The sequence below is a fragment of the Lactiplantibacillus herbarum genome, from assembly GCF_001039045.1.
Taxonomy (GTDB): Bacteria; Bacillota; Bacilli; order Lactobacillales; family Lactobacillaceae; genus Lactiplantibacillus; species Lactiplantibacillus herbarum.
The window spans coordinates 47,727-69,464 of sequence record NZ_LFEE01000005.1 but is presented as its reverse complement, the minus strand read 5'-3'; the positions used below and the strand labels follow the sequence as shown (position 1 = coordinate 69,464).

Sequence of the window (21,738 nt, the reverse complement as noted above, 5' to 3'; positions counted from 1 at the left end):
TTCATTGAATAATTAACTTTCAACCTTTATGTATTAAAACAGTCCGCCGCAAGCTTAAATTGCAACGGACTGTTTAGCTTTTATTTATCTCGTTTAAATAACCACAGTGCTCGGTGACCCTCAGCTTTATGCACCCGCGTATTGACCACTTGTAACAGCTGCAGGATGGTGAAAATCAGCGAATTACGTTTGCGATAAGCAATGTACTTCGGTTCCCAATCAGTCACGTACTTCTCTTTGTACGAACGTAACCCCTGGAACCCATACAACTGATAGCCGTATTCGTAAATCAAATGCGCCATTTTCTCCTGAATAAAACTATAGCGTGACACCCCAACACCGGACAACGGCGCCATCCCCATATTGAAATAGCTGTAGCCCTGTTCGCGTGCCTGCTCAAATAAATGTACGAAGACCGTATCCATGATTCCGGACGGAGCTTCCGTACTGGAACGCATCAGATCAATCGAAGTCGTCTGGTCATTCCCTTGTGGCATCACATTAGCAAACGCAACAATCTGATGTTCAGGATTATAAACAACTGCAACGGGCGCCTGATTCAAATAGTATTCGTCAAAGAATCCAAGTGAAAAGCCCTTCTCCGTTTCGCCCGCTAACCAACTGTCAGAGACTGCTCGCAATTCAGCCATCACTTCAGCCGTAAATGGCGGTTGCAGGAGTTCAAATTGATAATTGTCCCGACTGAACTTATTCATCAGGGCGCGTTCACCACGTAGCCGCTTACCAGCTAAACTGAAGTCAGCTAACTTAACGTGGCCCTCTTCACCCGTCTTGATGAAATCAAAGCCCATTTCGTGTAACCGCATCGTCAGTGTTTCACTGATTTCATAGAAGACCAGCGAACAACCGTCACTGTCAGCGTCATCCATAAATTGTTCCAAACTAGCCTGTAAGTAGGCCTGGTTACCAAATGGTTCACCCATAATAATCAGTTTATCTGCTTTTTGTTGGTAAAGAAAGACGACCTGATCTTCACCGTCAACCTGATAGTAATAGGCTAGTTTATCGTTTAAATAAGCTAGATGTGAAATCTCATTACCGCCATAGGTAGCGATAACGTGGCGAACCCGGTCCGCAGCCATCGTCTGTCGTAGCCGTTCATTATGGCCAGTCGCAAAGTAGCGATACATTAATAGTAGAATCATCGCGGCTAACACTAGCCCAACAACCCCGAAGAACCATAGCTTCTGCGATGGGAAAAATAACGCTGATGGGATCGCATGCCGGTGATGAATCTGAGGCGCGTTATAGACACCGACAATCGTATACAGAATGAAAGTCACAACGTAGACACAGCTCACCCATAGCGCTTGCCCCCAGGATAGCGACAAACGCTCCCGATAATAGGCACGACGCGATAACGCGACAATCGCTAAAACAATCACCAAGAAGATGATGAACTTCAGTGAGATGGCATCGTAAACGACTAACCACCGTATCGTATTTAGGATTGCAATCAGCAGCACTACCACCGTGGGCCAAAATGCCTTTTTAACCCGACCAGCGGTTCCCAATGCAGCACCAATCAGTAGAAAGGCCATCATAATATTACTGGCTTGATTGATGAAAAAGAAGGTGTACGGATAAAACTGTAGAAAGATTTTGTTATTATACGCAAAGTTTGGCACGGTCGACATCAACAACATCAAAAATCCAGAAAAATACAGGAAGACCGTCAACGTCATTTGTGCAAAACGTTGTAGGGCTTGCTTCGGTAGCCCCTCTAAATGAACGTTAAAGCGGTGACCAGTATCGTGGATAAAGAGTGCCAACCCAATGGCAAACGGAATGATGTAATAGAATAATCGGTAAAATAACAGCCAAGCAACCGCGTCCGGTCTCGAAACCCCAACGGCACCTAGGCCAAAGATCATAAAGACGTCGAACGAGCCGATTCCCCCGGGCACCATTGAAACTTCCCCAACGACTGAGGCAATCACGAACAGTGGTACTACGGCAGCAAAATCAATCGGTAAGCCCATAAAGTTCCCAATTAGTAGGAAGAAGAGGACACAGCCAGTCCATTCACCAAACGAGCCACTTAGCAAACGGACAACGTTACCCAACGTTAAGCCTTCAAAAAACTCCGAATCGTTAACCCGTGTAAAGATAAAAATCGCTGGAAAATAAAGGGCGCCACCAACGAGCCAAATCCAATAACTGCCGTACATTTGGCCAATACCAAAGCCATAGACCAAGACTAGCGAAATCATACAGTAGAGTGACAAACCAGAAACTAGAAATAAGGCAATTTTAGAGATTGCAAAGACAATCTGCTTTTTACTAGCCCGGCGATTATAGAAATTGGCCCGTAACGAAGCGCCTAGTACGCCGCCAAAGCCGCCAATATTCGTGAACGTATTCGTGATCCAACCAGCTTTGAAGATATAGCCTAACGAATAGTGATCCGGCAAAAATTTCGTGATCATGACATCGTATGTCAGCATCGGCATTACCGCAATAATCCCAATGACGACCATACTAAGCAGGTGCCACCAACTCTGTGAAGCTAGGGCACTACCTAACTGTTCACCACTGACTTCCTTCGCGATTTTTCCGACTTCCGTAATCACAAACAACAGGACTGAAAACACAAATAGCGCCTTAATAATCCCCATGCGCTTATTTATGGCCGCCCCCATTTTCTGTAACGTTGCCTTCAAAAATAATTCCCCCATACTCGTGTGTTTGTTCTCATTATCGCAATCTTATGATGTTTATACAACCGTTACAGGAAGTTTGATTGTTTCCTAAAGTATCTCCATCACTAAATAATTACTGAAACATAAGCTACAACGGGTATAACTAACTAATACACTGAATAACACACAAATTTTAAAATTTTCTTTACCCACGTTTTCCACTCTTGTATAATGTATCAAGTATCTATTTTAGGAGGAAATACTTATGCATCATGCTAAAAGAATACTGGTCACTTTAACCAGTCTACTTATTTTAACCGGTTGTACGACGACAACTAAAAGTTCTGATCACGACACGGTTCAAACCAAGACGGTCCGCGTTGATAAACGAACTGCGGCTAACAAAACAGCTTGGGCTCAGGCCAAAGCAAGTAGTCGTGCCAATGCTGCTTCCGCAAAACGGCTGAGTTCTTCGGCTAAGGTTCTGGATGAAGCCACGAATCAAGCCAGCTCGCAGTCAGAGCAACTCAGCAGTAGTCATGAGAGTTCAGTCGCCGAACAGGAATCATCGTCACAGGCTGCCTCGTCAAGCGCTGCAGCCCAATCACGCTCACAAGCTAAAGCTAGTTCAAAAGCTGCTTCATCAGCCAGCTCAGCCGCAGCAGAAGCTAGCCAAACTCAAACCAGTAGTGCGAATACCAGTCGGCAGAATAATTTTTCTGGTGATACCGATACGGCTCAGACTGGCCGAATTGTCGGTAATCTACGTTCTAAGATCTATCACGTCGAAACGGGTCATAATTATCAGATGGCCGGTAAAAACGTCGTATATTTCAGTACGGAAGCAGAAGCTCAGGCTGCTGGCTACCGTAAGTCACAACGCTAAACTCGGAGGAAATTATGGATATCATCGGTTTAATTATACTAATCGCCACCATCTACTGGTGTTGGCGCCTATTTCATCACAAGCACTACCGCGGCAAACAGTGGTGGCGTCACAGCTGGCCCGCAGTCATCCTATTGCTAGTTAGTCTGAACATGATTGGTAGTAATAGCTCGTCATCTCCAACGGTCAAGACTAAAACGGTTACGACGACACACCTAGTAACGGCTGACAATGATTCAAAACTTGCAAAACTACAAAGTGCTAATTCAGAATCTGCTAGTAGTTTAAAAGCCGACGCCAAGTCCTTGGCAGAACAGCAATCCAGTACTGAAAAATTAAAGAAACAAAATCAGACTGATGGCGCAACTAAGACTACTGCCACTACTGAAATCAGTAACGGTAGTAACCCAAGTAACACAGCGTTAGCCAATCAAAAGTACACGACGCAACAAACGATTACGATTAATAACAATCAGCCAGCTTTTAGTAGTGATGAACTTAAAACTGACAAAGGCGCTTGGCAAACATATGGTAACCTTGACCAGTTAAACCGTGTCACCACAGCGAACGCACTACTGAGCCAATCCTTAATGCCGAAAAGTGAACGTACAGCGCTTAATGTTCAGCCCACTGGTTGGCACAACAAACGCATTGCCAGCGGCTGGTTGTATAATCGAAGCCATCTGATTGGTTATCAATTAACGGGGCAAAACAATAATATCAAGAACTTAGTCACTGGAACTCGTACGCTAAATGACCCTGAAATGACCACTTACGAAAACCAAGTTGCGGACTATTTAAAAGCTAGTCCTAAACATTACGTTCGCTACCAAGTCAATCCAGTTTTCAAAGGTAACGAATTGTTAGCACGTGGTGTGCAAATGCGTGCTCAGTCAATCGGAAACAATGATGTCAGCTTCAATGTCTACATCTTCAACATTCAACCTGGAATGACTCTGAACTACCAGGATGGAACGAGTACTGTAAGTAACTAATAATTAAAATCACACAACTCAAAAAGCACACGGCCGCGGACTAAAACTCCCGTAGTCGTGTGCTTTTGGTTTCCAAATAAGTCAGATTTTTCATACAAAAAAACACCCACCCCATACAAGTACGGGATGAGTGTTCGGATGACGTTCCGTTAAGTAGGTTACTACTTAAGGGTAACGACACCACCAACTTCTTCAATTTTAGCCTTGATGTCGTTGGCTTCGTCTTCTGAAACGCCTTCTTTAACCATTGAAGGTACGTTATCAACAAGAGCTTTAGCATCTTTCAAGCCAAGACCAGTGATATCGCGAACGGCCTTAATAGCCTTAACCTTTTGGTCGCCAGATTCAGTTAATTCAACATCGTATGAATCCTTTGCAGCACCAGCATCGGCACCAGCAGCACCAGCAGCAGCAACAGGAGCTGAAGCTGAGACATCGAATTCTTCTTCGATAGCCTTAACTAAGTCGTTTAAATCTGAGATTGAAGCTTCTTTTAATGAAGCAATAATAGTATCTTTTTCAAAAGCCATTTTTGAGTTCCTCCATTTTATGGGAAATAAGTTTTATTTTTTACACCGACAGCCTAAGCTGCGTCTTCGTCGCCTTTTTCAGCAATCGCCTTAACAGCGTATGCAACGTTACGAACTGGTGATTGTAACATGTTAGCAATCGTAGCCAATAATTCTTCACGTGATGGCATAGTAGCGTATTCTTGAACAGTAGCAAGATCAGCAACTTTACCTTCGATCACACCACCCTTTAATTCAAGGGCTTCAGCAGTCTTTGCGAAGTTAGCCAAGATTTTGGCTGGAGCAACTGGGTCTTCTTCAGAGAAGGCAACGGCAGTTGGGCCAGAGAAAACAGATTTTAAGTCTTCGTAACCAGCTTTGTCAGCTGCACGTACCATGATTTTATTCTTGATAACACGCATCTTAACACCGGCTTCACGTAATTGCTTACGTAAATCAGTTACTTGTTCAACAGTCAAACCACGATAATCAACAACAATAGCTGATACGGCGTTCTTCAATTGTTCTGCAACTTCTTCGACTTCTTGTGCTTTAACAGCAACAGTTTCTTTACTCATATAGTTTCACCTCCCAGAATTTTGGTTCTAGGGATTTATAAAAAAATCCCTATGTCCACCAAGACATAGAGAAGAAACAATGTCCTCGGCAGGTAGATTAAGGCCGTAAAGCCACCTGAGTCTTAGGTAGAGATATTACTTAACCTCTAGTAATCTATCACAGATCACCCACGGGGTCAATTGTTTTTAAATGTCAATCCTTAGAATGATGCTAAGTCAACACGTACCGCTGGGGTAAAGGTTGAAGTAACAACTAAGTTTTGAACGTAAGTCCCACGTACTGAGGCTGGACGAGCTTTAACGATGGTGTCTTCAATGGTCTTGAAGTTACCAACTAACTTGTCAGTATCAAATGATACCTTACCAACAGGAACGTGCACGTTACCATCACGATCAGTCCGGTAAGTCACCTTACCAGCTTTTGAATCGTTAACGGCTTTAGTAACGTCCATCGTAACAGTACCAGTCTTAGGGTTAGGCATTAACCCTTTAGGACCAAGTACCCGACCTAAACGACCAACTTGGGCCATCATGTCAGGAGTTGCGATAGCGACATCAAAGTCTAACCAACCGTCTTGGATTTTCTGAACAAGGTCAGCTTCACCAACAAAGTCAGCACCGGCTGCTTCAGCTTCTTTAGCTTTGTCACCCTTAGCAAAAACGACAACGGTTTGATCTTTACCGGTACCGTTAGGAAGGACAACCGCGCCACGAAGTTGTTGGTCGGCTTGCTTTGTATCAACGTTTAAGTTAAATGCAACTTCAACCGTTGCATCAAACTTTGCGAAATTCATTTTTTTAACCAAGTCTACCGCTTCAGTTACATCGTAAGCTTTGTCACGATCAACTAGCTTAGCGGCTTCTTGGTATTGTTTACTTTTCTTTGCCATCTAAGTGTTTTCCTCCTTGCAAATGTGGTTCAAACGGAGATTTCCTCCCACTTGACACATTCATTTTGATGAAGTGTCCGACATACTCAACAGTACTGAAATTAGCCTTCGACGGTGAATCCCATACTACGAGCAGTACCTTCGATCATGCGCATAGCTGCTTCAACGTCAGCTGCGTTTAGATCTTGCATTTTAGTTTCGGCGATTTGCTTAACTTGATCTTTGGTTACAGTTGCAACCTTTTTCGTGTTAGGTTCGCCAGAACCATGTTCAACACCGGCAGCTTTCTTTAAAAGAACGGCAGCAGGTGGAGTCTTAGTGATGAAATCGAATGAACGATCCTCATACACTGTGATCACAACGGGAATAAGCATACCTGCTTGGTCAGCAGTACGTGCATTGAAATCCTTTGTGAAACCCATGATATTGATACCTGCTTGACCCAATGCTGGGCCAACTGGTGGAGCTGGTGTTGCCTTGCCCGCAGGAATTTGTAATTTAACAACGTTAGCTACTTTTTTAGCCACGAGACATTCCTCCTTAGTCCGTGATGTGGTAAATGGAGTTGAGTTTTAACTCCTCCCACGTGAACGTGCATACGTGACGCACGATTGTCATTGTAACATATCTATTTTTCACCAGCAACTACTTTTGACTGATCCGAATATAGAAATTGAACAATTTGGCGATCAACTTCGTAATTCTCGTGCAATCGTGAATGCCGGGCATTCTTACCATGGACCACAAATTCTTGATACTGATCAATCACTGGTCGTAATAAGAATCTCAACGATAACGCGCTGTTTAGTGCAACCGCACCATCACTCTGCGCATCATCACCAATGTTGCCTGCAATATTCAAGTAAGTAATCGTATTGGGCAATCGCTGCAAGGTGCGCAAAAAATAATTATATACTGGTGTTGTTTTAGTAGGCCCACTTGCCGTTAGTGGATGATTCTCAATCGGGTAAGTATTCTGCCCGACCTCACTATCATTAAACGGCGCACCGATTGTAACTACCTTGCGCACCTCTGGTAAATTGACTAATTTTGCCGCGGTAGTCAAATATTGAAACAGGACCACCCCACCCATCGAGTGTGCGACCAGATTCATCGTCTGGACGTGTTCGTGAGCCATCAAGTACTGGACAACAGCTAAGACACCCGCAGCTTGCTTACGAACTGCCACGCGGGGTGTTGCGAAAACCAACTGTACCATTGGCCGGTACGGATCTAAATGCCCCGTGACGTGCGGGTGGTTATGCCGATCAATCATCACAACTAATGATTTATTGGCAATCCCACTCGTTACAAAGCGTTGTAACATGCCACCAAAGGAAAAGCGATTACCCGCGTAACCGGGAATAAACAACGTTACCGCACTGTCATCCGCAGTTCTGGCCACTTCATCTTTTTTTAGGTGCTGTGGCCGCCCATACTGCCAGAACTTATACCCAATTCGTCCTAAGATACCAACGATTAAAAACCCGATGATAACTAAAATCCATTCTGCCAAGGTGACCCACCAGCTTACTTAATTTAAGATTTGCCTAGATAATCTGGTCAACTTGATCAAAGTCTAATTCAGTACTCGTTTCACGACCAAACATGTTGATATTAACTTTTAACTTCATCTTTTCGTTGTCAATTTCTGTAATTTCACCAGAAAGACCAGAGAAGGCACCATCAATAATGGTGACATGTTCGCCAACTTCAACATTAAGTTCGGCGTGACGAGCACTCATCCCGATTTGGTGAAGGATCTGTTCTGCTTCTTCAGGCAATAGTGGCGTTGGTTTACTACCTTGTCCATGTGAACCTAAGAAACCAGTTACTCCTGGTGTATTACGAACGATGTACCAAGCTTGATCAGTCATGACCATTTCAACTAAGACGTATCCAGGGAAGATCTTCTTCATTTCAACTTTGTCTTTCCCATTCTTAACTTCATGGGCTTCTTCTTCGGGAACAACGACCCGGAAAATATTATCTTCCATTCCCATAGATTGGATTCGGGATTCCAAGTTTGAACTAACCTTGTTTTCGTAACCAGCGTAGGTATGTAAGACATACCATCTTTTTTCAACAGACTCGACCATCATTTTTCTCCTTTAAAACTGTCTTTTTGAGTAAAATAAAAAAACCTCGCTCACACGAAGTTTTCTTGCAATGTCACTAGTATAACAAATTATTGGTCAAAAAACCATTAATGCCAGCTAGTTAACATTTGTAATAATAATTGGATAATCCAATCAAATAAAGCGAAGAACGCCACGAAGAATAGTGATGTTGAAACCACTGTCCATGAATCCCGGCGATTTTCTGCCCAGGTTGGCCAAGTCACTTTTTTCATTTCATGACCAACTTGACCGAAGAATTTAAATAAGCGCATGTTCAATCCTCCTACCGCGTTTCACGATGAAGTGTGTGTGTACCACAATATTTACAAAACTTTTTAACTTCTAAGCGGTCAGTTCGATTTGGGTTGGCATCGATCGTGTAGTTTCGAGAACCACAAACGGTACATGCCAGCGCAACTTTTTTCTGTGCCATCGACAAAACCTCCATAATAATTCACGTTTAAGATTAGCATGGAACTTTTAGAATGTCAATTTCAAGCAGGTACCATTAGGACTTGTCGTAACTTTTTTCGACAACGATCCACGGCATTCGCCACGGGTCCAATCTCGACCTGTAACGTCCTGGCAATCAACTCTGGCGAGTGACCAGCCAGTAGCGCGGCAAAGACCTGGCCCTCAAAATATGAACAGATCTCACCAAAGGCAACGACCTGTTCACGAACCGTAATGACATCCAACGTTGAGACTGGGACCATGCGTACCTCGCCTAACGTTTCTTCATCAGTAACGTTCAGAGAAAGAACCTCACCTTCAGGGCAACGTTTGCGAGCCTGTGTCCGGCGAATCTGATCAATGATCTGGTTATTCAATAATAATCGGTAGTACGCACCAAAACTGCAAGCACGTGCCTGCTGATACTGTTGTGCGGCTCGATGAATCGCAATGCGGGCTTCCTGCATCCAATCATCCTCATCAAAATTACGGATATAGTACTGGTGGCGCAATTTCAAAACCACCGGCATGTACTGGTCAGCTAAACGAGCAATACTTGCATCTTCACCTTGTGCTGCTAAAGCGATCAATTGCGATTCGTTCAAAGGACATCCCTCGTTCCTGTTGTTTTCAGAAACCGCACCCCGAAGCATCTGTAATCACAATATACGCGGCGTTTTGAGGATGATCAAGCGAACGAATGTTTTTGTTTTTAGCCGTAATTAGCACGACTAATTACGACATATCTGACTATTAACTTAGCAACTAATCATTACCGATTATTATTAATAACTACTTATGATGATGTTTAACATGGTCGCGTTCTAACTGCTGGCGATACTGGTCCAATGCCGTCAACTGAGTTTCATCCCATGGTGACTTCCGAACCGCACCACGATCTTGACTCCGAACGGCCGTGTGCCGAACTTCCTTCAGAGCTGAGTGCACGCGTTTACGCATTTCCAAAGCGGGTACTCGCAGTGCGCCCTCTGAGAAAATGACCCACTGCTCGGCCTGATCACTCGTAGCCACGGTCACTTGTAGCACCCGTGACTGCTTTTCAGCAGCGTACTTTTCAATATAACTATCAGCCGTCTGATTCTTACTCGTCCAGATGACTTCCAGATCAGCCTGCCGATAACTTTTAGAATTACCGGGAACGTACATCGCGTCAAAAACGACACTGATATTTAGACCCGTAATTTTTTTATATTCTGTCAACATGTCTAATAACTCTTCACGAGCTTGTGGCAACCGACCAGTCTGTTTCAAATGATCCAGTTCTGGCCAATTACCAATCATATTATATGCATCGACAATCAATAATTGTTGTTTCATATTATTTTCCTAGTGGATGCCGTGATGTATAGCCTTGATAGATCAACAGACTAGCCGCAACACTCGCATTCAAACTCTGCACGTGACCAATCATCGGAATCGTCAACATCTCATCGACACCTTTTTTGAGTAATGGTGAAATCCCCTTACCCTCATTACCAATGATCAAGCCAACGGCACTCGACGCATCCCACTGGCGATAATCATTTCCGTTCATGTCGGTTCCGAAGATCCACAGACCAGCTTCCTGCAACTGTTTGACCGTTTGTACTAGGTTAGTGACGCGAGCTACCTTAACGTGTTCAATTGCACCGGTCGAGGTCTTGGCCACCGTACTAGTTAACCCAACGGCCCGACGTTTAGGAATAATAATCCCGTGAACCCCAGCTGCATCCGCAGTCCGCATGATTGACCCTAAGTTATGAGGATCTTCAATATTATCTAGGATCAGGAAAAATGGGGCTTCATCCTTGGCCTTAGCCACTTCAAATAAGTCTTCAATTGATGCGTATTCAAACGCAGCAACCCCGACAGCGACCCCCTGATGGTTGGCGTTGTCAGTTAAGCGATCCAGCTTTTGCTTAGGGACAAATTGGACGATCAAATTACGTTTCTTAGCAATCTTAGCGATATCATTTAAAACATCCGCTTGCAAGCCACTCTGGATAAAGACCTTATTGATCTGTTGCTCACTCTTGATGGCTGCCATCGCTGGATGACGGCCAATCACAAAGTCAGCTGTTTCTTGGTTTTGTTCATCATTATTATTTAACATTGGAAACCCTCCCTTCATCAACTTGTTCAATGCACCAATGTGCAAGTTCCGCAATCCGTTCCGTCTGTGCTGTCAGTTGTAAGTAACCAAAGACGGCTTCAAATCCAGTCGAGATCCGGTACGTCACAACGTCCGTATGTTTGGCTGACGTATGACTCTTAGCGTTACGGCCGCGTTTGAACACGTCGACCTCGGCTGGTGTCATAATATCTTCAACCTGCATCCGTTCGATCAACGCAGCCTGAGCCTTTGCTGAAACGTAGTGCGTTGCGTGGTGGTGTAGCTTCGTTGCTTTCGTAAAACCTTGTTCTATTAAATGTTGGCGAATAAACGGTTCGTACACCGCGTCACCTAAATAGGCGAGTGCAATACCGTTTAACTGCATATAATCAACTTGCATATTATTCCTTTCTAAATCGGACACCCTGAGGCGTATCTTCAAGGATAATCCCCTGAGCCTTCAGATCGTCGCGAATCTGGTCAGACTTAGCAAAATCTTTGGCCTGACGCGCTGCTTCTCGCTCATCGATCAAGGCTTGGATATCGGCATCAGCTAACTCATTGTTGGCTGCTTCATCAAACTCAACGCCAAAGACACTAGCTAAAGTCACCAAGGTATCTCGTAAAGTAGTCAACGTTGCTGCTTGAACTTCCGTCTGCGCCGCATAGACGTTAGCCAGTTTAGCTAATTCGTAAACCGCCGCAATCCCGTTTTGAACGTTGAAATCATCATTCATTGCGGTCACAAAGCTCATCTTCAATGTCTCTAATTGTGCCATGACCGCTTCGTCCGTACCCGCCACAGCATCCGTTAAACGGAAAGTCAGGTTACGGTAAGCGTTTTGCAACTTACTCAAATTATTAGCCGCTTCATCCAAGTTACCTTGCGTATACTGGATGGGCCGTCGATACTGAGTCGTTGCCATAAAGAACCGCAAAATCTGCGGGTCGATCTGCTTGATAATGTCGTGAACCGTCACAAAATTACCCAGTGACTTGCTCATCTTCTCGTTGTCATCACCGACCGTCACAAAACCATTGTGTAGCCAGTAGTGGGCAAAAGTTTTACCGGTCTTAGCTTCACTCTGGGCAATTTCATTCTCGTGATGAGGGAACTCTAGGTCTTGACCACCACCATGAATATCAATGGTTTCACCTAGGTACTTCGTCGCCATTACGGAACACTCGATATGCCAACCGGGACGCCCTGCTCCCCAAGGCGAATCCCAAGAGATTTCACCAGGTTTGGCCGTCTTCCACAAGGCAAAATCAATCGGATCTTCCTTACGATTAGTCTCTTCATCCGCCGTATGCTGGCTAGCACCGACTTCGAGATCATCAATTCGTTGATCAGATAACTGACCATACTTTTTGAATTTGCGTGCGCGGTAGTAGACATCACCAGCTGATTCATAAGCATAACCCTTAGTAATCAGGTCCTGCACAAACGCAATAATTTCTGGAATGTTCTCTGAAGCCCGGGGATGTGCGGTCGCCGGTTCAATATTAATCGCCGTCGTATCAGCCATGAACGCTTCAATAAAGCGATCAGCGATGGCTGGCACCGTGGTATTATCCGCAGCAGCCCGTTTAATCAACTTGTCATCGACATCCGTAAAGTTAGACACGTAATCAACGTGGTAGCCTAGATATTCAAAATACCGACGAATCGTATCAAAAGCAATCGCTGAGCGGGCGTTCCCGATATGAATATAGTTATACACGGTTGGTCCACAGACGTACATTTTCACGACGCCGGGAGTAATTGGTTTGAACGGTTCTTTTTGACGTGTCAACGTATTAAAGACATTTAGCATACAGGTCATTGCTCCTTTCAATAATCACTTACTTTGATGTTAGTTTACCATGTTCGCCCCGTAAATAAAAAGCGTCCCCCATATCACGAAACTTTCATTCCGTCATACAAAAGACGCCGTGTATCAAATCACCTAGTACTATCAGTCACCTGTTCATCTAAAATTAGAGTTACAGTGACCTGATCACTTTGATGGTCTTCACACTTTCGCTTGTTCACAAGTCACGTTTACCGCACTCGTGCATCAACCGACGCTTACAATTAAACTTTATTTAGCGAGTTCTGCGATCATCGCATCAAGATGCTTCATCGTGGTTTCGCGACCTAATAATTCAATCGTTTCTGGTAATTCAGGACCGTGCATTTCGTGAGAAACCGCAATCCGGATTGGCATGTACAATGCGCGACCCTTGATCTTAGTATCTTGTTGAATGCTCTTGATAGTTGCTTGAATGGTCGTTGCTTCAAAGACATCGATAGCTTCAACCCGCTTGCGGAATTCTTGTAAGACAGGTAATGCCGTGTCGTTATCAAGTTCTGCTTGGGCTTCTTCATTGATGTCAGCGGGACCATTGAAGAATAAGTCTGCTAATTCAACGATTTGACCCGTGTAGCTCATCTGATTCTTGAATAATGAAACTAACGTCCGCGTCCATTCGATTTGGTTCATGTCTGGACGTTGTGGTAAACGGCCAGCCTTGATCAATTGGCGAATTGACATTGCAAAGACTTCATTTTCATTAGACTTCTTGATGTACTGGTTGTTGACCCATTCCAGCTTCTTACCATCAAAAGCAGCAGGTGACTTGCTCAAACGTTTTTCATCATACATCTTGATGAATTCGCGTTTAGTGAACAATTCACTTTCGCCAACTGGTGACCAGCCTAATAGGATAATGAAGTTCAACATAGCTTCTGGTAAGTAACCTAGTTCACGATATTGTTCGATGAATTGGAGCACCGTTTCATCACGTTTACTTAACTTTTTACCAGTTTCAGTATTGATGATCAAGCTCATGTGGCCGAATTTTGGTGCTTCCCAACCAAAGGCTTCGTAGATCATCAATTGTTTAGGCGTATTGGCAACGTGGTCATCCCCACGGAAAACGTGGCTGATTTCCATCAAATGGTCATCAACAACTACGGCAAAGTTGTAAGTAGGCATGCCATCGCGCTTCTTAATAACGAAGTCGCCACCGACAGTCTTAGATTCAAAGGAAACCTTACCCTTAACCATGTCATCCCAAGCATACGTTTGGTTTTCTGGGACGTGGAACCGAATAACAGGTTGGATACCAGCTTCTTTGGCTGCGGCAATCTTAGCCTGTTTTTCATCTTCGCTCATGCCGGCAAATTCGTAGACGTAATGTGGCATTTCCTTACGTGCTTTTTGAGCATCGCGTTGGGCAGTCAATTCGTCTTCCGTCATGTAAGATTCGTAAGCCTTACCTTCATCAATCAATTGTTGGATCAATGGATCGTAGAGTGATTTCCGTTCTGATTGCCGGTATGGGCCAAAGTCGCCACCCATATCTGGACCTTCATCCCAGTCAATCCCTAACCAAGCCAAATTATCCATCTGACTCTTTTCACCGTCTTGAACATTCCGTTTTAAGTCGGTGTCTTCGATCCGAAGAATGAACTTACCCTTATTGTGACGGGCAAATAAATAATTAAACAATGCTGTCCGCGCATTACCAATGTGTAAATGGCCAGTTGGACTTGGTGCGTAACGCACACGAATCTTGCTCTTTGCCAATGTGATTAACGCCTCTTTCGTATTTTTCATCTAGTGTTTTATTTGGGAAATCGTCTGTACTTAGTTAAGTCAAACTCACGTTAGTATCAAAAATCGTCCCCCACGCACTTGCCTTTCCAGTTTACCATGTTTATCACTAAAAATTAAGATGTGAGCTTGATTTCGTTGCGTGATGAATCTAACTTATTGAGTTGGTTAAAATAATTATGCTGCTAGTTCTTAGACATTCTAATTTAACTCCCACTACAAGGAAAAACTAAAAACCACAGCGCAACACGCTGAAGTAAAGAAAAGACAGCATAATTCAACTGCCATCCATGTGCTGTCTACTCGCCTACCGGGTGGCCCCGACCGCTGCCGGAACATGGTGGGCATCGATTTGAACTAACGCAAACACCGCGTCATTTCAAATTCGAGCCTTATTCTAAATGAGCAAAAAACACTCATTAAGAATAATTTCACCACTGGGCGCGGTCAGGACCACCCTCACGGCTAAGTTATCTTTCTCGAATAGTTACCAGCTTACTGAGTTTTAATTATATTGGGTATTAAATGTTAGTTAATATTAACTGTCGAACTAAGTCGAAACAATGGCAACATTGTTTGATTGCTTTTAAATATCAGTTTTGCCTAGATAACTAGATTTTTCACTCAACTTTAGAATCAAAGCAAAGTTTGTTTATCCCCAGTCACTACTGTCCAAATACGCAATTATGCGCAATTCAGCCCTCAACACTCACTCCTAAATATAGTAAAAGCATAAGTTACGTTTTACATCAAATCTAGCCGAGAGGGGTGCCTGACAACGCTCAGTGGTGAAATTATCGTTAGTCGGCGTAGTTGGCCGGGTTACGATAAGGCTCGTATTGAAGATTGCAGCGAATTTGGCTGTGAGCTTCAATCGATGCCCACCACGTTCCAGCGTTGTCAGGGCACCCCGGCAGGCGGAACAGAACGCCTATTTTGATTTTACAACAAAAAAAGCTAACACCCAGTCCGCAGAATTCGCGCACCAGCTGTTAACTTTAATTCACCCTAATTAATTACGATTGTTGTTTTTATTACTGCGTTTGTTGTCATCCGTATGATCTGGAATACCGCGGTTAGCATGTGCTAAACGCGCAAAGATCATCCGACCAGCATCCGTCTGTAAGGCACTGGTAACGACCACGTCAACCTTTTCGTTGATGTAGAACTTACCGTCTTCAACAACGACCATCGTCCCATCATCCAGATAGCCGACCCCTTGTTGGCGTTCGCTACCATTTTTGACGACCATCACGTTCATCTCTTCACCAGGAATGACCCGTGGTTTTAAAGATTTGGCAAGTTGATTGATGTTCAATACTTGCACGTTCTGGAATTCGATAACTTTGTTCAAGTTATAGTCGTTAGTCACGATGACCCCGTTGACCTTCTTGGCTAGTTGGATCAATTTACTGTCCACTTCCGGAATGTCTTCAAAGTCCCCTTCGTACATCTCGACTGGGATAATATTCTCATCTTGTAACTTGTTCAAAATATCTAAACCACGGCGACCACGAACCCGTTTGATACTGTCAGCGGAATCCGCAATGTACTGTAATTCGTAGAGGACGAAGTTAGGAACTAACAAAGTCCCTTCCAAAAAGCCAGTCTTGATCAAATCATAGATTCGACCATCAATTAAGATATTAGTATCTAAGATCTTATAGTGATGGTAGTTGCGATCCGGTTGCGCATCCGTAATCTCGGGGTCACTTTCCTTCTCACGACGACGAAAATTAAAGACTTTTCGCCATTCATCGATTCGTGTTGTTCCCACCCGAGCGCCGATGTAACCAAAGAACAACATTAAGATTATTGGGACGATCGTGTTCAATAAGAATAATGGACTGCGGTTAAATAATTGCGAAATCAGAACCGCGATCAATAACCCAATAATAAAACCGATACTCCCAAACAATAGCGTCATCGGATTTTGTTTCGATAAATTCTTTTCAACCCGATCGACTAATCGTACGGCAGCATTCGCTAAGAACAGCGAAAGAATCCATAAAATTAACGCTCCCAATAAGAAATTGGTAAAGACGTTGTTCAGCAATGTATTTGGCTGCGACAAAATCGTTGCCCATAAATATGGTAGGTAGGTTAATCCAAGTGTCCCCCCCACGACAACGAATACCAGTCGCACCGTTAACTTCTTCATGGCGTCAGCCCCTTTTTTTATCTAATTTGGCTGTTGTAACGTTAATTGAAGAGCTTCCTTTAAGGTCGCTACCCCAATAACTTCAATCCCATCCGGAATATCCCAGCCTTGCAGATTATTCTTTGGAATAAAGATTCGTTTGAAACCTAATTTGGCCGCTTCACCGACCCGTGATTCGATTCGGTTAACCCGCCGAATTTCACCCGTCAAACCGACTTCACCGACAAAACAGTCACTCGGCCGCGTCTGTTGGTCCCGATAACTGGAAGCGACACTGACCGCAATGGCTAAGTCAATCGCTGGTTCATCCAACTTAACACCACCAGCTGCTTTCAAGTACGCATCCTGATTCTGTAGCATCAGACTCGCCCGCTTCTCCAATACTGCCATAATCAACGAGACCCGGTTGTGATCCAAACCACTGGCCGTCCGTTTGGCATTACCGAAAACAGTTGGAGTGACTAAGGCTTGAACTTCGACTAGAATCGGCCGCGTCCCTTCCATCGAAACCACGATAGCGGAACCCGTTGCATCCTTCAGCCGTTCTTCTAAGAAAATCTCTGATGGATTGGAAACCTCATACAGACCACCCGTCCGCATCTCAAAGATTCCAAGTTCATTCGTCGAACCAAAACGGTTTTTAACTGCACGTAAAATCCGGTAAGTATGATGTAGGTCACCTTCAAAGTACAGCACCGTATCCACCATATGTTCCAAAATCTTAGGCCCAGCAATTGCGCCGCCCTTAGTCACGTGACCAACGATGAAGATTGTAATGCCATTAGTCTTAGCAATCTGCAGTAATTCGGCCGTAATTTCACGAATCTGTGAAACTGATCCGATAGCAGAATCCATATCGGGTTCCTGCATCGTTTGGACTGAATCAATGATCACAAATTGTGGATGCGTCGATTCGATAGTTGAGCGAATATTAGCCATATCCGTTTCTGGATATAAGAAAAAGTCTTCACTCGCCACTGCTAAGCGATCCGCACGCATCTTGACTTGTGACGCACTTTCTTCACCGGTCACGTACAAGACCGCACCACCCGTTTCAGCCAATTGTCCTGAAACTTGCAGTAGCAAGGTTGACTTACCAATTCCGGGATCTCCACCAATTAAGACTAATGAACCTGGAACGACACCGCCACCAAGTACCCGGTTAAATTCTTGTAATTTCGTCTTAACCCGTGGTGTCTTGGTTAATGAAACTTCTTTTAGACGCTGTGGTTTAGCCGTCTTGCCAGCAAAGCTGACCCGTGATTTTCGGTCTGGCTTACTGTCAAAATGTTCTTCGGCTAACGTGTTCCACTCGCCACAGTTAGGACAACGCCCCAAATACCGCGGTGACGAATACCCGCAGTTTGAGCAGACAAACTGAGTTTTAGCTTTTGCCACGTGAGCAGACCTCCATTTTTAATTAATTCTGACGGGTCGCTGAACCAATCATCTTCGTAAATTGCATCATTATTCAAGTCGAGTGCAAAATAGCATAACTTTATTTTACCATTATTAATCGTTAAAGCCGTTAAATCATCCTAGGTTTAACCGATTTTTATTTATTAGTTGACCCAAACCCACCAGAACGCGTCGTAGTCACATCTTCTTCGTTAGTTGCCGTCAAATATTGCGTGAAGATTCCTTGGGCAATTCGTTCACCCTTCTTGATGTGCACATCGCGAATCCCCATGTTGATCAATTGGACGTAGATCGCCCCTTCGTTCTTAGGATTATTGTAGTAATCAGCATCAATAACGCCGATCCCATTTGGCAAGATTAGATTCCGTTTTAACGGATTACTCGACCGGTTGGCAATCATTAAATATTCATCGTCATTCATAAACGCTTTGATCCCGGTTGGGACTAACCATGGTTTTAAAACTTTGGTAGCTGCATCCAAATCTGCTTCCGTACTAGTTTCACCATGATGTATTTGCCACAACACTTTGATAAAGTTCATTTTCCAGATTGAAGGTAACGTAAAATCTTCGGCAGCTTCAAAGTCGTAACCGGCCGCTTTCTTCGTTGTTCGGTATGGTACGTGTAAGTCTGCTTGTGCATATTGACTGATAATTTCAAATCCCCGAGCCATGATTAATTCCTACTTTCTAAGCTTTAATTTCGTGTCCACATTTTACCATACTTTAACTAGCGAGGTTTCGTTGACAAAACCAGCGTTTACCGGTTTAATTACGGTAGATATAAAACCCTTTACAAGGTGGTGAAATCAATGGAATTCACGCGTGAAGCACACCGTTTTTATTTTAATGATGATCAGGGCAAGTTAGCTGGCGAAATTACCTTCCCAGCCATCAATAACGAGCAAACTTGGGTCATCGAACACACTTTTGTTCGCGATGACTTTGGTCATCAAGGTATCGCCGGTCAATTAACCGTCGCCGTCATCGAAGCAGCCCGAGCTGAGCACAAACAAATTCAGCCGCTCTGCACCTACGCTAAGGCTTACTTTGATCGACACCCCGAAGCAGCCGACGTCTTAGTCACTAACACCCAGTCAAAGGAGTAATTCAAATATGAATCAGGATCAGTTAAAGCAACTCGTTGGTCAAAAGGCCGTTGAATATATTCATGATGGCATGCAAGTCGGTCTCGGTACCGGTTCAACCGTTAAGTTCATGGTCGACGCCCTCGGTGAACGAGTCAAAAAAGAACATTTAAACATCGTCGGGGTTTCAACTTCCGACCGAACTGCCGCCCAAGCAAAAAGTCTTGGCATTCCAATGAAATCCGTTGATGAAGTCGACCACCTCGACTTAACCATCGATGGCGCTGACGAAATTTCTAATGATTTTCAAGGCGTTAAGGGTGGCGGTGCTGCCCTACTGTTCGAAAAAATCGTAGCGATCAACTCCGACAAAGTGATGTGGATCGTTGATGAGAGTAAGCTCGTTGATCAATTGGGCGCATTCGGCTTACCCGTTGAAGTAATCCCTTACGGTAGCCAGCACATCTTTGAGAAAATGGCCGCCCGCGGCTACAATCCCGTCTTCCGCAAAGTTGATGGCGAATTAGTCCGGACCGATTCTAATAATATTATCATCGACCTTCACATTGACCCCATCACTGACCCCCACGACCTCGCTGAAGAACTCATTCACATGGTTGGGGTTGTCGAACACGGCCTCTTTCTGGACATGGTTAACACCATTATCGTTGGTCATGCCAACGGTCCAGAAGTCATCGAAGCTCGTCCTTAATTTTTATCCGGCCCAAAACTTGCCGGGTTAGTCGTAAACCGATACAATGAGAATTAGATTAAAGGAGTGTGATCTTTTGAGTAAAGCAATCAGTATGGCACAGATCGCTAATTTCCAAGCAGATCTGGACCAACACGCCGCAGCAAAAGTTATCGAACGCAGCGTGTCTAAGAATGGTATTTTAGCAAGTAGTCAAGATATCCAAGCAATGAACCAGACAACCCCCGTATTTTCAATTGATTTGGATACTGGTGATGTCGGTAACCAAAAGCAGAGTGGTCGTTGTTGGATGTTCGCCGCTTTAAACACGATGCGGCATTCATTAGCTGACAAGTTCAACTTGAAACACTTTGAACTCTCACAAAACTACACGTTCTTCTGGGACAAGTTTGAAAAAGCCAACCACTTCTACGAAAACGTCTTAGCTACGGCTGACCAACCAACTAGCAGCCGTAAAGTTGCTTGGTTGATGACGACGCCTCAACAAGATGGTGGTCAATGGGATATGCTCGTTGCCATCATTCAAAAGTACGGTATCGTTCCTAAGAGCGTGATGCCTGAAACTTACAACAGCTCAAAGTCTGCTGAAATCAACAGCACGTTGAACTTAAAGTTACGTAAAGACGCCGTTGAATTACGCGAACTAGTTGCTGCTGGCACTAGCGAAGACGACATCCAAGATCGTAAGGCTAAGATGTTGAACGAAGTCTACCGCATGTTGGCATACGCATTTGGCGAACCCGTCTCTAACTTTGACTGGGAATACCGCGATGATAACAAGCAGTACCACATCGAACAGAACTTAACGCCACAGAGTTTCTTCGAAAAATACATTGGTTGGAACTTAGACGACTACGTTTCAGTTATCAATGCCCCAACTGACGACAAACCATACAACCACACTTACACCGTTGAAATGCTAGGTAACGTACTTGGCGGTCGCGAAGTTAAGCATTTGAACGTCACGATGGCTGATTTCAAACAACTCGCTATCAAGCAACTTCAAGCTGGCCAAAGTGTCTGGTTCGGTTGTGATGTTGGTCAATCATCCGACCGTCAACAAGGTGTCATGGCAACTGACGTTTACAATAAAGATGAATTATTCAGCGTCGACTTAGCTATGTCCAAAGCAGAACGCTTGGACTACGGCGAAAGCATGATGACTCACGCCATGGTTATTACCGGTGTTGATATCGTCAACGGCCAACCTACCAAGTGGAAGGTTGAAAATAGCTGGGGCAATAAAGTCGGAACTAAGGGCTTTTTCGTGATGAGTGACGCTTGGATGGACGAATATTGTTACCAAGTTGTTGTTAACAAAGAATTCTTATCTGACGAACTCAAATCAGCACAAGCTGAAGAACCAACTGTCTTAGCCCCTTGGGATCCAATGGGTGCCTTAGCTTAATTAAGCCAGGCTTAATCTAAAGACAAATTAAAAGCGTTAGCCGGTCAACTCCATTTGGGAGATTGACTTGGCTAACGCTTTTTAGTTTGTTTATTAGACTGGGGAAAAGTACAATTCACTTTTGCATACTAATTTTAATAGT

General features: G+C 44.1%; 23 protein-coding genes and 1 other annotated feature. Of the genes, 5 read left to right on the top strand and 18 right to left on the bottom strand.

Translation table 11 applies throughout. From position 1 onward, the window contains the following. Positions 1–80: 80 nt before the first annotated feature. Positions 81–2,684 (bottom strand): bifunctional lysylphosphatidylglycerol flippase/synthetase MprF, encoded by a 2,604-nt coding sequence (mprF, locus tag ACG95_RS02240; RefSeq protein ID WP_047998941.1) that lies wholly within the window; start codon positions 2,682–2,684, stop codon positions 81–83. A 244-nt stretch (positions 2,685–2,928) separates the two neighbouring features. Here mprF and ACG95_RS02235 point away from each other — a divergent pair, with 244 nt between their 5' ends. After that, entirely contained in the window at positions 2,929–3,549 is a 621-nt protein-coding gene (locus ACG95_RS02235) for a sunset domain-containing protein (RefSeq protein ID WP_047998940.1), read from the top strand. 14 nt (positions 3,550–3,563) lie between these two features. Continuing rightward, a complete protein-coding gene (locus ACG95_RS02230; protein ID WP_047998939.1) occupies positions 3,564–4,544 on the top strand; it encodes a DNA/RNA non-specific endonuclease in 981 nt (326 codons plus the stop codon). Positions 4,545–4,705: 161 nt separating this feature from the next. On the opposite strand, the gene rplL is transcribed toward ACG95_RS02230, so the two are convergent. The 17 genes from rplL to ACG95_RS02145 form a co-directional block, all read right to left on the bottom strand. Beyond that, positions 4,706–5,074, bottom strand: a complete 369-nt coding sequence (gene rplL / locus ACG95_RS02225; protein ID WP_047998938.1) for a 50S ribosomal protein L7/L12 — start codon at positions 5,072–5,074, stop codon at positions 4,706–4,708. Between the two features lie 53 nt (positions 5,075–5,127). Next, positions 5,128–5,631 carry a 50S ribosomal protein L10 gene (gene rplJ, locus ACG95_RS02220; protein ID WP_047998937.1) on the bottom strand — a complete coding sequence of 168 codons (504 nt, stop codon included), beginning with the start codon at positions 5,629–5,631 and terminating at the stop codon, positions 5,128–5,130. 31 nt (positions 5,632–5,662) lie between these two features. Continuing rightward, positions 5,663–5,776: a sequence feature (ribosomal protein L10 leader region), on the bottom strand. 55 nt (positions 5,777–5,831) lie between these two features. Further along, positions 5,832–6,521, bottom strand: coding sequence for a 50S ribosomal protein L1 (rplA, locus tag ACG95_RS02215; RefSeq protein ID WP_047998936.1), 690 nt, complete (start codon positions 6,519–6,521; stop codon positions 5,832–5,834). A 101-nt stretch (positions 6,522–6,622) separates the two neighbouring features. Then, positions 6,623–7,048 carry a 50S ribosomal protein L11 gene (rplK, locus tag ACG95_RS02210; protein WP_047998935.1) on the bottom strand — a complete coding sequence of 142 codons (426 nt, stop codon included), beginning with the start codon at positions 7,046–7,048 and terminating at the stop codon, positions 6,623–6,625. A 101-nt stretch (positions 7,049–7,149) separates the two neighbouring features. Beyond that, positions 7,150–8,037, bottom strand: a complete 888-nt coding sequence (locus ACG95_RS02205; protein WP_047998934.1) for an alpha/beta hydrolase — start codon at positions 8,035–8,037, stop codon at positions 7,150–7,152. A 34-nt stretch (positions 8,038–8,071) separates the two neighbouring features. Further along, a complete protein-coding gene (nusG, locus tag ACG95_RS02200; protein WP_047998933.1) occupies positions 8,072–8,620 on the bottom strand; it encodes a transcription termination/antitermination protein NusG in 549 nt (182 codons plus the stop codon). Positions 8,621–8,727: 107 nt separating this feature from the next. Further along, positions 8,728–8,913 (bottom strand): preprotein translocase subunit SecE, encoded by a 186-nt coding sequence (gene secE / locus ACG95_RS02195; protein WP_047998932.1) that lies wholly within the window; start codon positions 8,911–8,913, stop codon positions 8,728–8,730. Between the two features lie 11 nt (positions 8,914–8,924). Next, complete coding sequence (gene rpmG, locus ACG95_RS02190) at positions 8,925–9,074, bottom strand: 50S ribosomal protein L33 (protein WP_047998931.1); 150 nt, start codon at positions 9,072–9,074, stop codon at positions 8,925–8,927. 61 nt (positions 9,075–9,135) lie between these two features. Next, positions 9,136–9,699, bottom strand: a complete 564-nt coding sequence (locus tag ACG95_RS02185) for a sigma-70 family RNA polymerase sigma factor (RefSeq protein WP_237756426.1) — start codon at positions 9,697–9,699, stop codon at positions 9,136–9,138. 187 nt (positions 9,700–9,886) lie between these two features. Next, positions 9,887–10,432 (bottom strand): YacP-like NYN domain-containing protein, encoded by a 546-nt coding sequence (locus ACG95_RS02180; protein WP_047998929.1) that lies wholly within the window; start codon positions 10,430–10,432, stop codon positions 9,887–9,889. Position 10,433: 1 nt separating this feature from the next. Beyond that, positions 10,434–11,207 (bottom strand): 23S rRNA (guanosine(2251)-2'-O)-methyltransferase RlmB, encoded by a 774-nt coding sequence (rlmB, locus tag ACG95_RS02175; RefSeq protein WP_152668266.1) that lies wholly within the window; start codon positions 11,205–11,207, stop codon positions 10,434–10,436. Continuing rightward, a complete protein-coding gene (locus ACG95_RS02170) occupies positions 11,197–11,607 on the bottom strand; it encodes a Mini-ribonuclease 3 (RefSeq protein ID WP_047998927.1) in 411 nt (136 codons plus the stop codon). Before ACG95_RS02170 ends, rlmB begins: the two co-directional genes overlap by 11 nt. Before the next feature lies 1 nt (position 11,608). Then, entirely contained in the window at positions 11,609–13,024 is a 1,416-nt protein-coding gene (gene cysS / locus ACG95_RS02165) for a cysteine--tRNA ligase (protein WP_047998926.1), read from the bottom strand. A 267-nt stretch (positions 13,025–13,291) separates the two neighbouring features. Next, positions 13,292–14,782, bottom strand: coding sequence for a glutamate--tRNA ligase (gltX, locus tag ACG95_RS02160; protein ID WP_047998925.1), 1,491 nt, complete (start codon positions 14,780–14,782; stop codon positions 13,292–13,294). A gap of 1,039 nt (positions 14,783–15,821) precedes the next feature. Beyond that, on the bottom strand, positions 15,822–16,970 hold the full coding sequence (locus ACG95_RS02155; protein WP_047998924.1) for a PIN/TRAM domain-containing protein: 1,149 nt from the start codon (positions 16,968–16,970) through the stop codon (positions 15,822–15,824). A gap of 21 nt (positions 16,971–16,991) precedes the next feature. Continuing rightward, positions 16,992–18,368 carry a DNA repair protein RadA gene (gene radA / locus ACG95_RS02150; RefSeq protein ID WP_047998923.1) on the bottom strand — a complete coding sequence of 459 codons (1,377 nt, stop codon included), beginning with the start codon at positions 18,366–18,368 and terminating at the stop codon, positions 16,992–16,994. 157 nt (positions 18,369–18,525) lie between these two features. After that, positions 18,526–19,062, bottom strand: coding sequence for a dCTP deaminase/dUTPase family protein (locus ACG95_RS02145; protein WP_047998922.1), 537 nt, complete (start codon positions 19,060–19,062; stop codon positions 18,526–18,528). 126 nt (positions 19,063–19,188) lie between these two features. Between ACG95_RS02145 and ACG95_RS02140 the strand changes: the two genes are divergently transcribed. From ACG95_RS02140 to ACG95_RS02130, 3 genes are all read left to right on the top strand, one after another. Continuing rightward, positions 19,189–19,497: a GNAT family N-acetyltransferase gene (locus ACG95_RS02140; protein WP_475003850.1), complete on the top strand. Its 309-nt coding sequence runs from the start codon at positions 19,189–19,191 to the stop codon at positions 19,495–19,497. A 7-nt stretch (positions 19,498–19,504) separates the two neighbouring features. Then, positions 19,505–20,188: a ribose-5-phosphate isomerase RpiA gene (rpiA, locus tag ACG95_RS02135; protein WP_047998920.1), complete on the top strand. Its 684-nt coding sequence runs from the start codon at positions 19,505–19,507 to the stop codon at positions 20,186–20,188. A 76-nt stretch (positions 20,189–20,264) separates the two neighbouring features. Further along, positions 20,265–21,596, top strand: coding sequence for a C1 family peptidase (locus tag ACG95_RS02130; protein WP_047998919.1), 1,332 nt, complete (start codon positions 20,265–20,267; stop codon positions 21,594–21,596). Positions 21,597–21,738 lie beyond the last annotated feature (142 nt).

Coding starts and splice junctions, on each gene's coding strand:
- ACG95_RS02235 (WP_047998940.1), top strand. CDS start 2,929: ATGCATCATGCTAAAAGAATACTGGTCACTTTAACCAGTCTACTTATT.
- ACG95_RS02230 (WP_047998939.1), top strand. CDS start 3,564: ATGGATATCATCGGTTTAATTATACTAATCGCCACCATCTACTGGTGT.
- rplL (WP_047998938.1), bottom strand. CDS start 5,074: ATGGCTTTTGAAAAAGATACTATTATTGCTTCATTAAAAGAAGCTTCA.
- rplJ (WP_047998937.1), bottom strand. CDS start 5,631: ATGAGTAAAGAAACTGTTGCTGTTAAAGCACAAGAAGTCGAAGAAGTT.
- rplA (WP_047998936.1), bottom strand. CDS start 6,521: ATGGCAAAGAAAAGTAAACAATACCAAGAAGCCGCTAAGCTAGTTGAT.
- nusG (WP_047998933.1), bottom strand. CDS start 8,620: ATGGTCGAGTCTGTTGAAAAAAGATGGTATGTCTTACATACCTACGCT.
- secE (WP_047998932.1), bottom strand. CDS start 8,913: ATGCGCTTATTTAAATTCTTCGGTCAAGTTGGTCATGAAATGAAAAAA.
- rpmG (WP_047998931.1), bottom strand. CDS start 9,074: ATGGCACAGAAAAAAGTTGCGCTGGCATGTACCGTTTGTGGTTCTCGA.
- ACG95_RS02180 (WP_047998929.1), bottom strand. CDS start 10,432: ATGAAACAACAATTATTGATTGTCGATGCATATAATATGATTGGTAAT.
- rlmB (WP_152668266.1), bottom strand. CDS start 11,207: ATGTTAAATAATAATGATGAACAAAACCAAGAAACAGCTGACTTTGTG.
- ACG95_RS02170 (WP_047998927.1), bottom strand. CDS start 11,607: ATGCAAGTTGATTATATGCAGTTAAACGGTATTGCACTCGCCTATTTA.
- cysS (WP_047998926.1), bottom strand. CDS start 13,024: ATGCTAAATGTCTTTAATACGTTGACACGTCAAAAAGAACCGTTCAAA.
- ACG95_RS02155 (WP_047998924.1), bottom strand. CDS start 16,970: ATGAAGAAGTTAACGGTGCGACTGGTATTCGTTGTCGTGGGGGGGACA.
- ACG95_RS02145 (WP_047998922.1), bottom strand. CDS start 19,062: ATGGCTCGGGGATTTGAAATTATCAGTCAATATGCACAAGCAGACTTA.
- rpiA (WP_047998920.1), top strand. CDS start 19,505: ATGAATCAGGATCAGTTAAAGCAACTCGTTGGTCAAAAGGCCGTTGAA.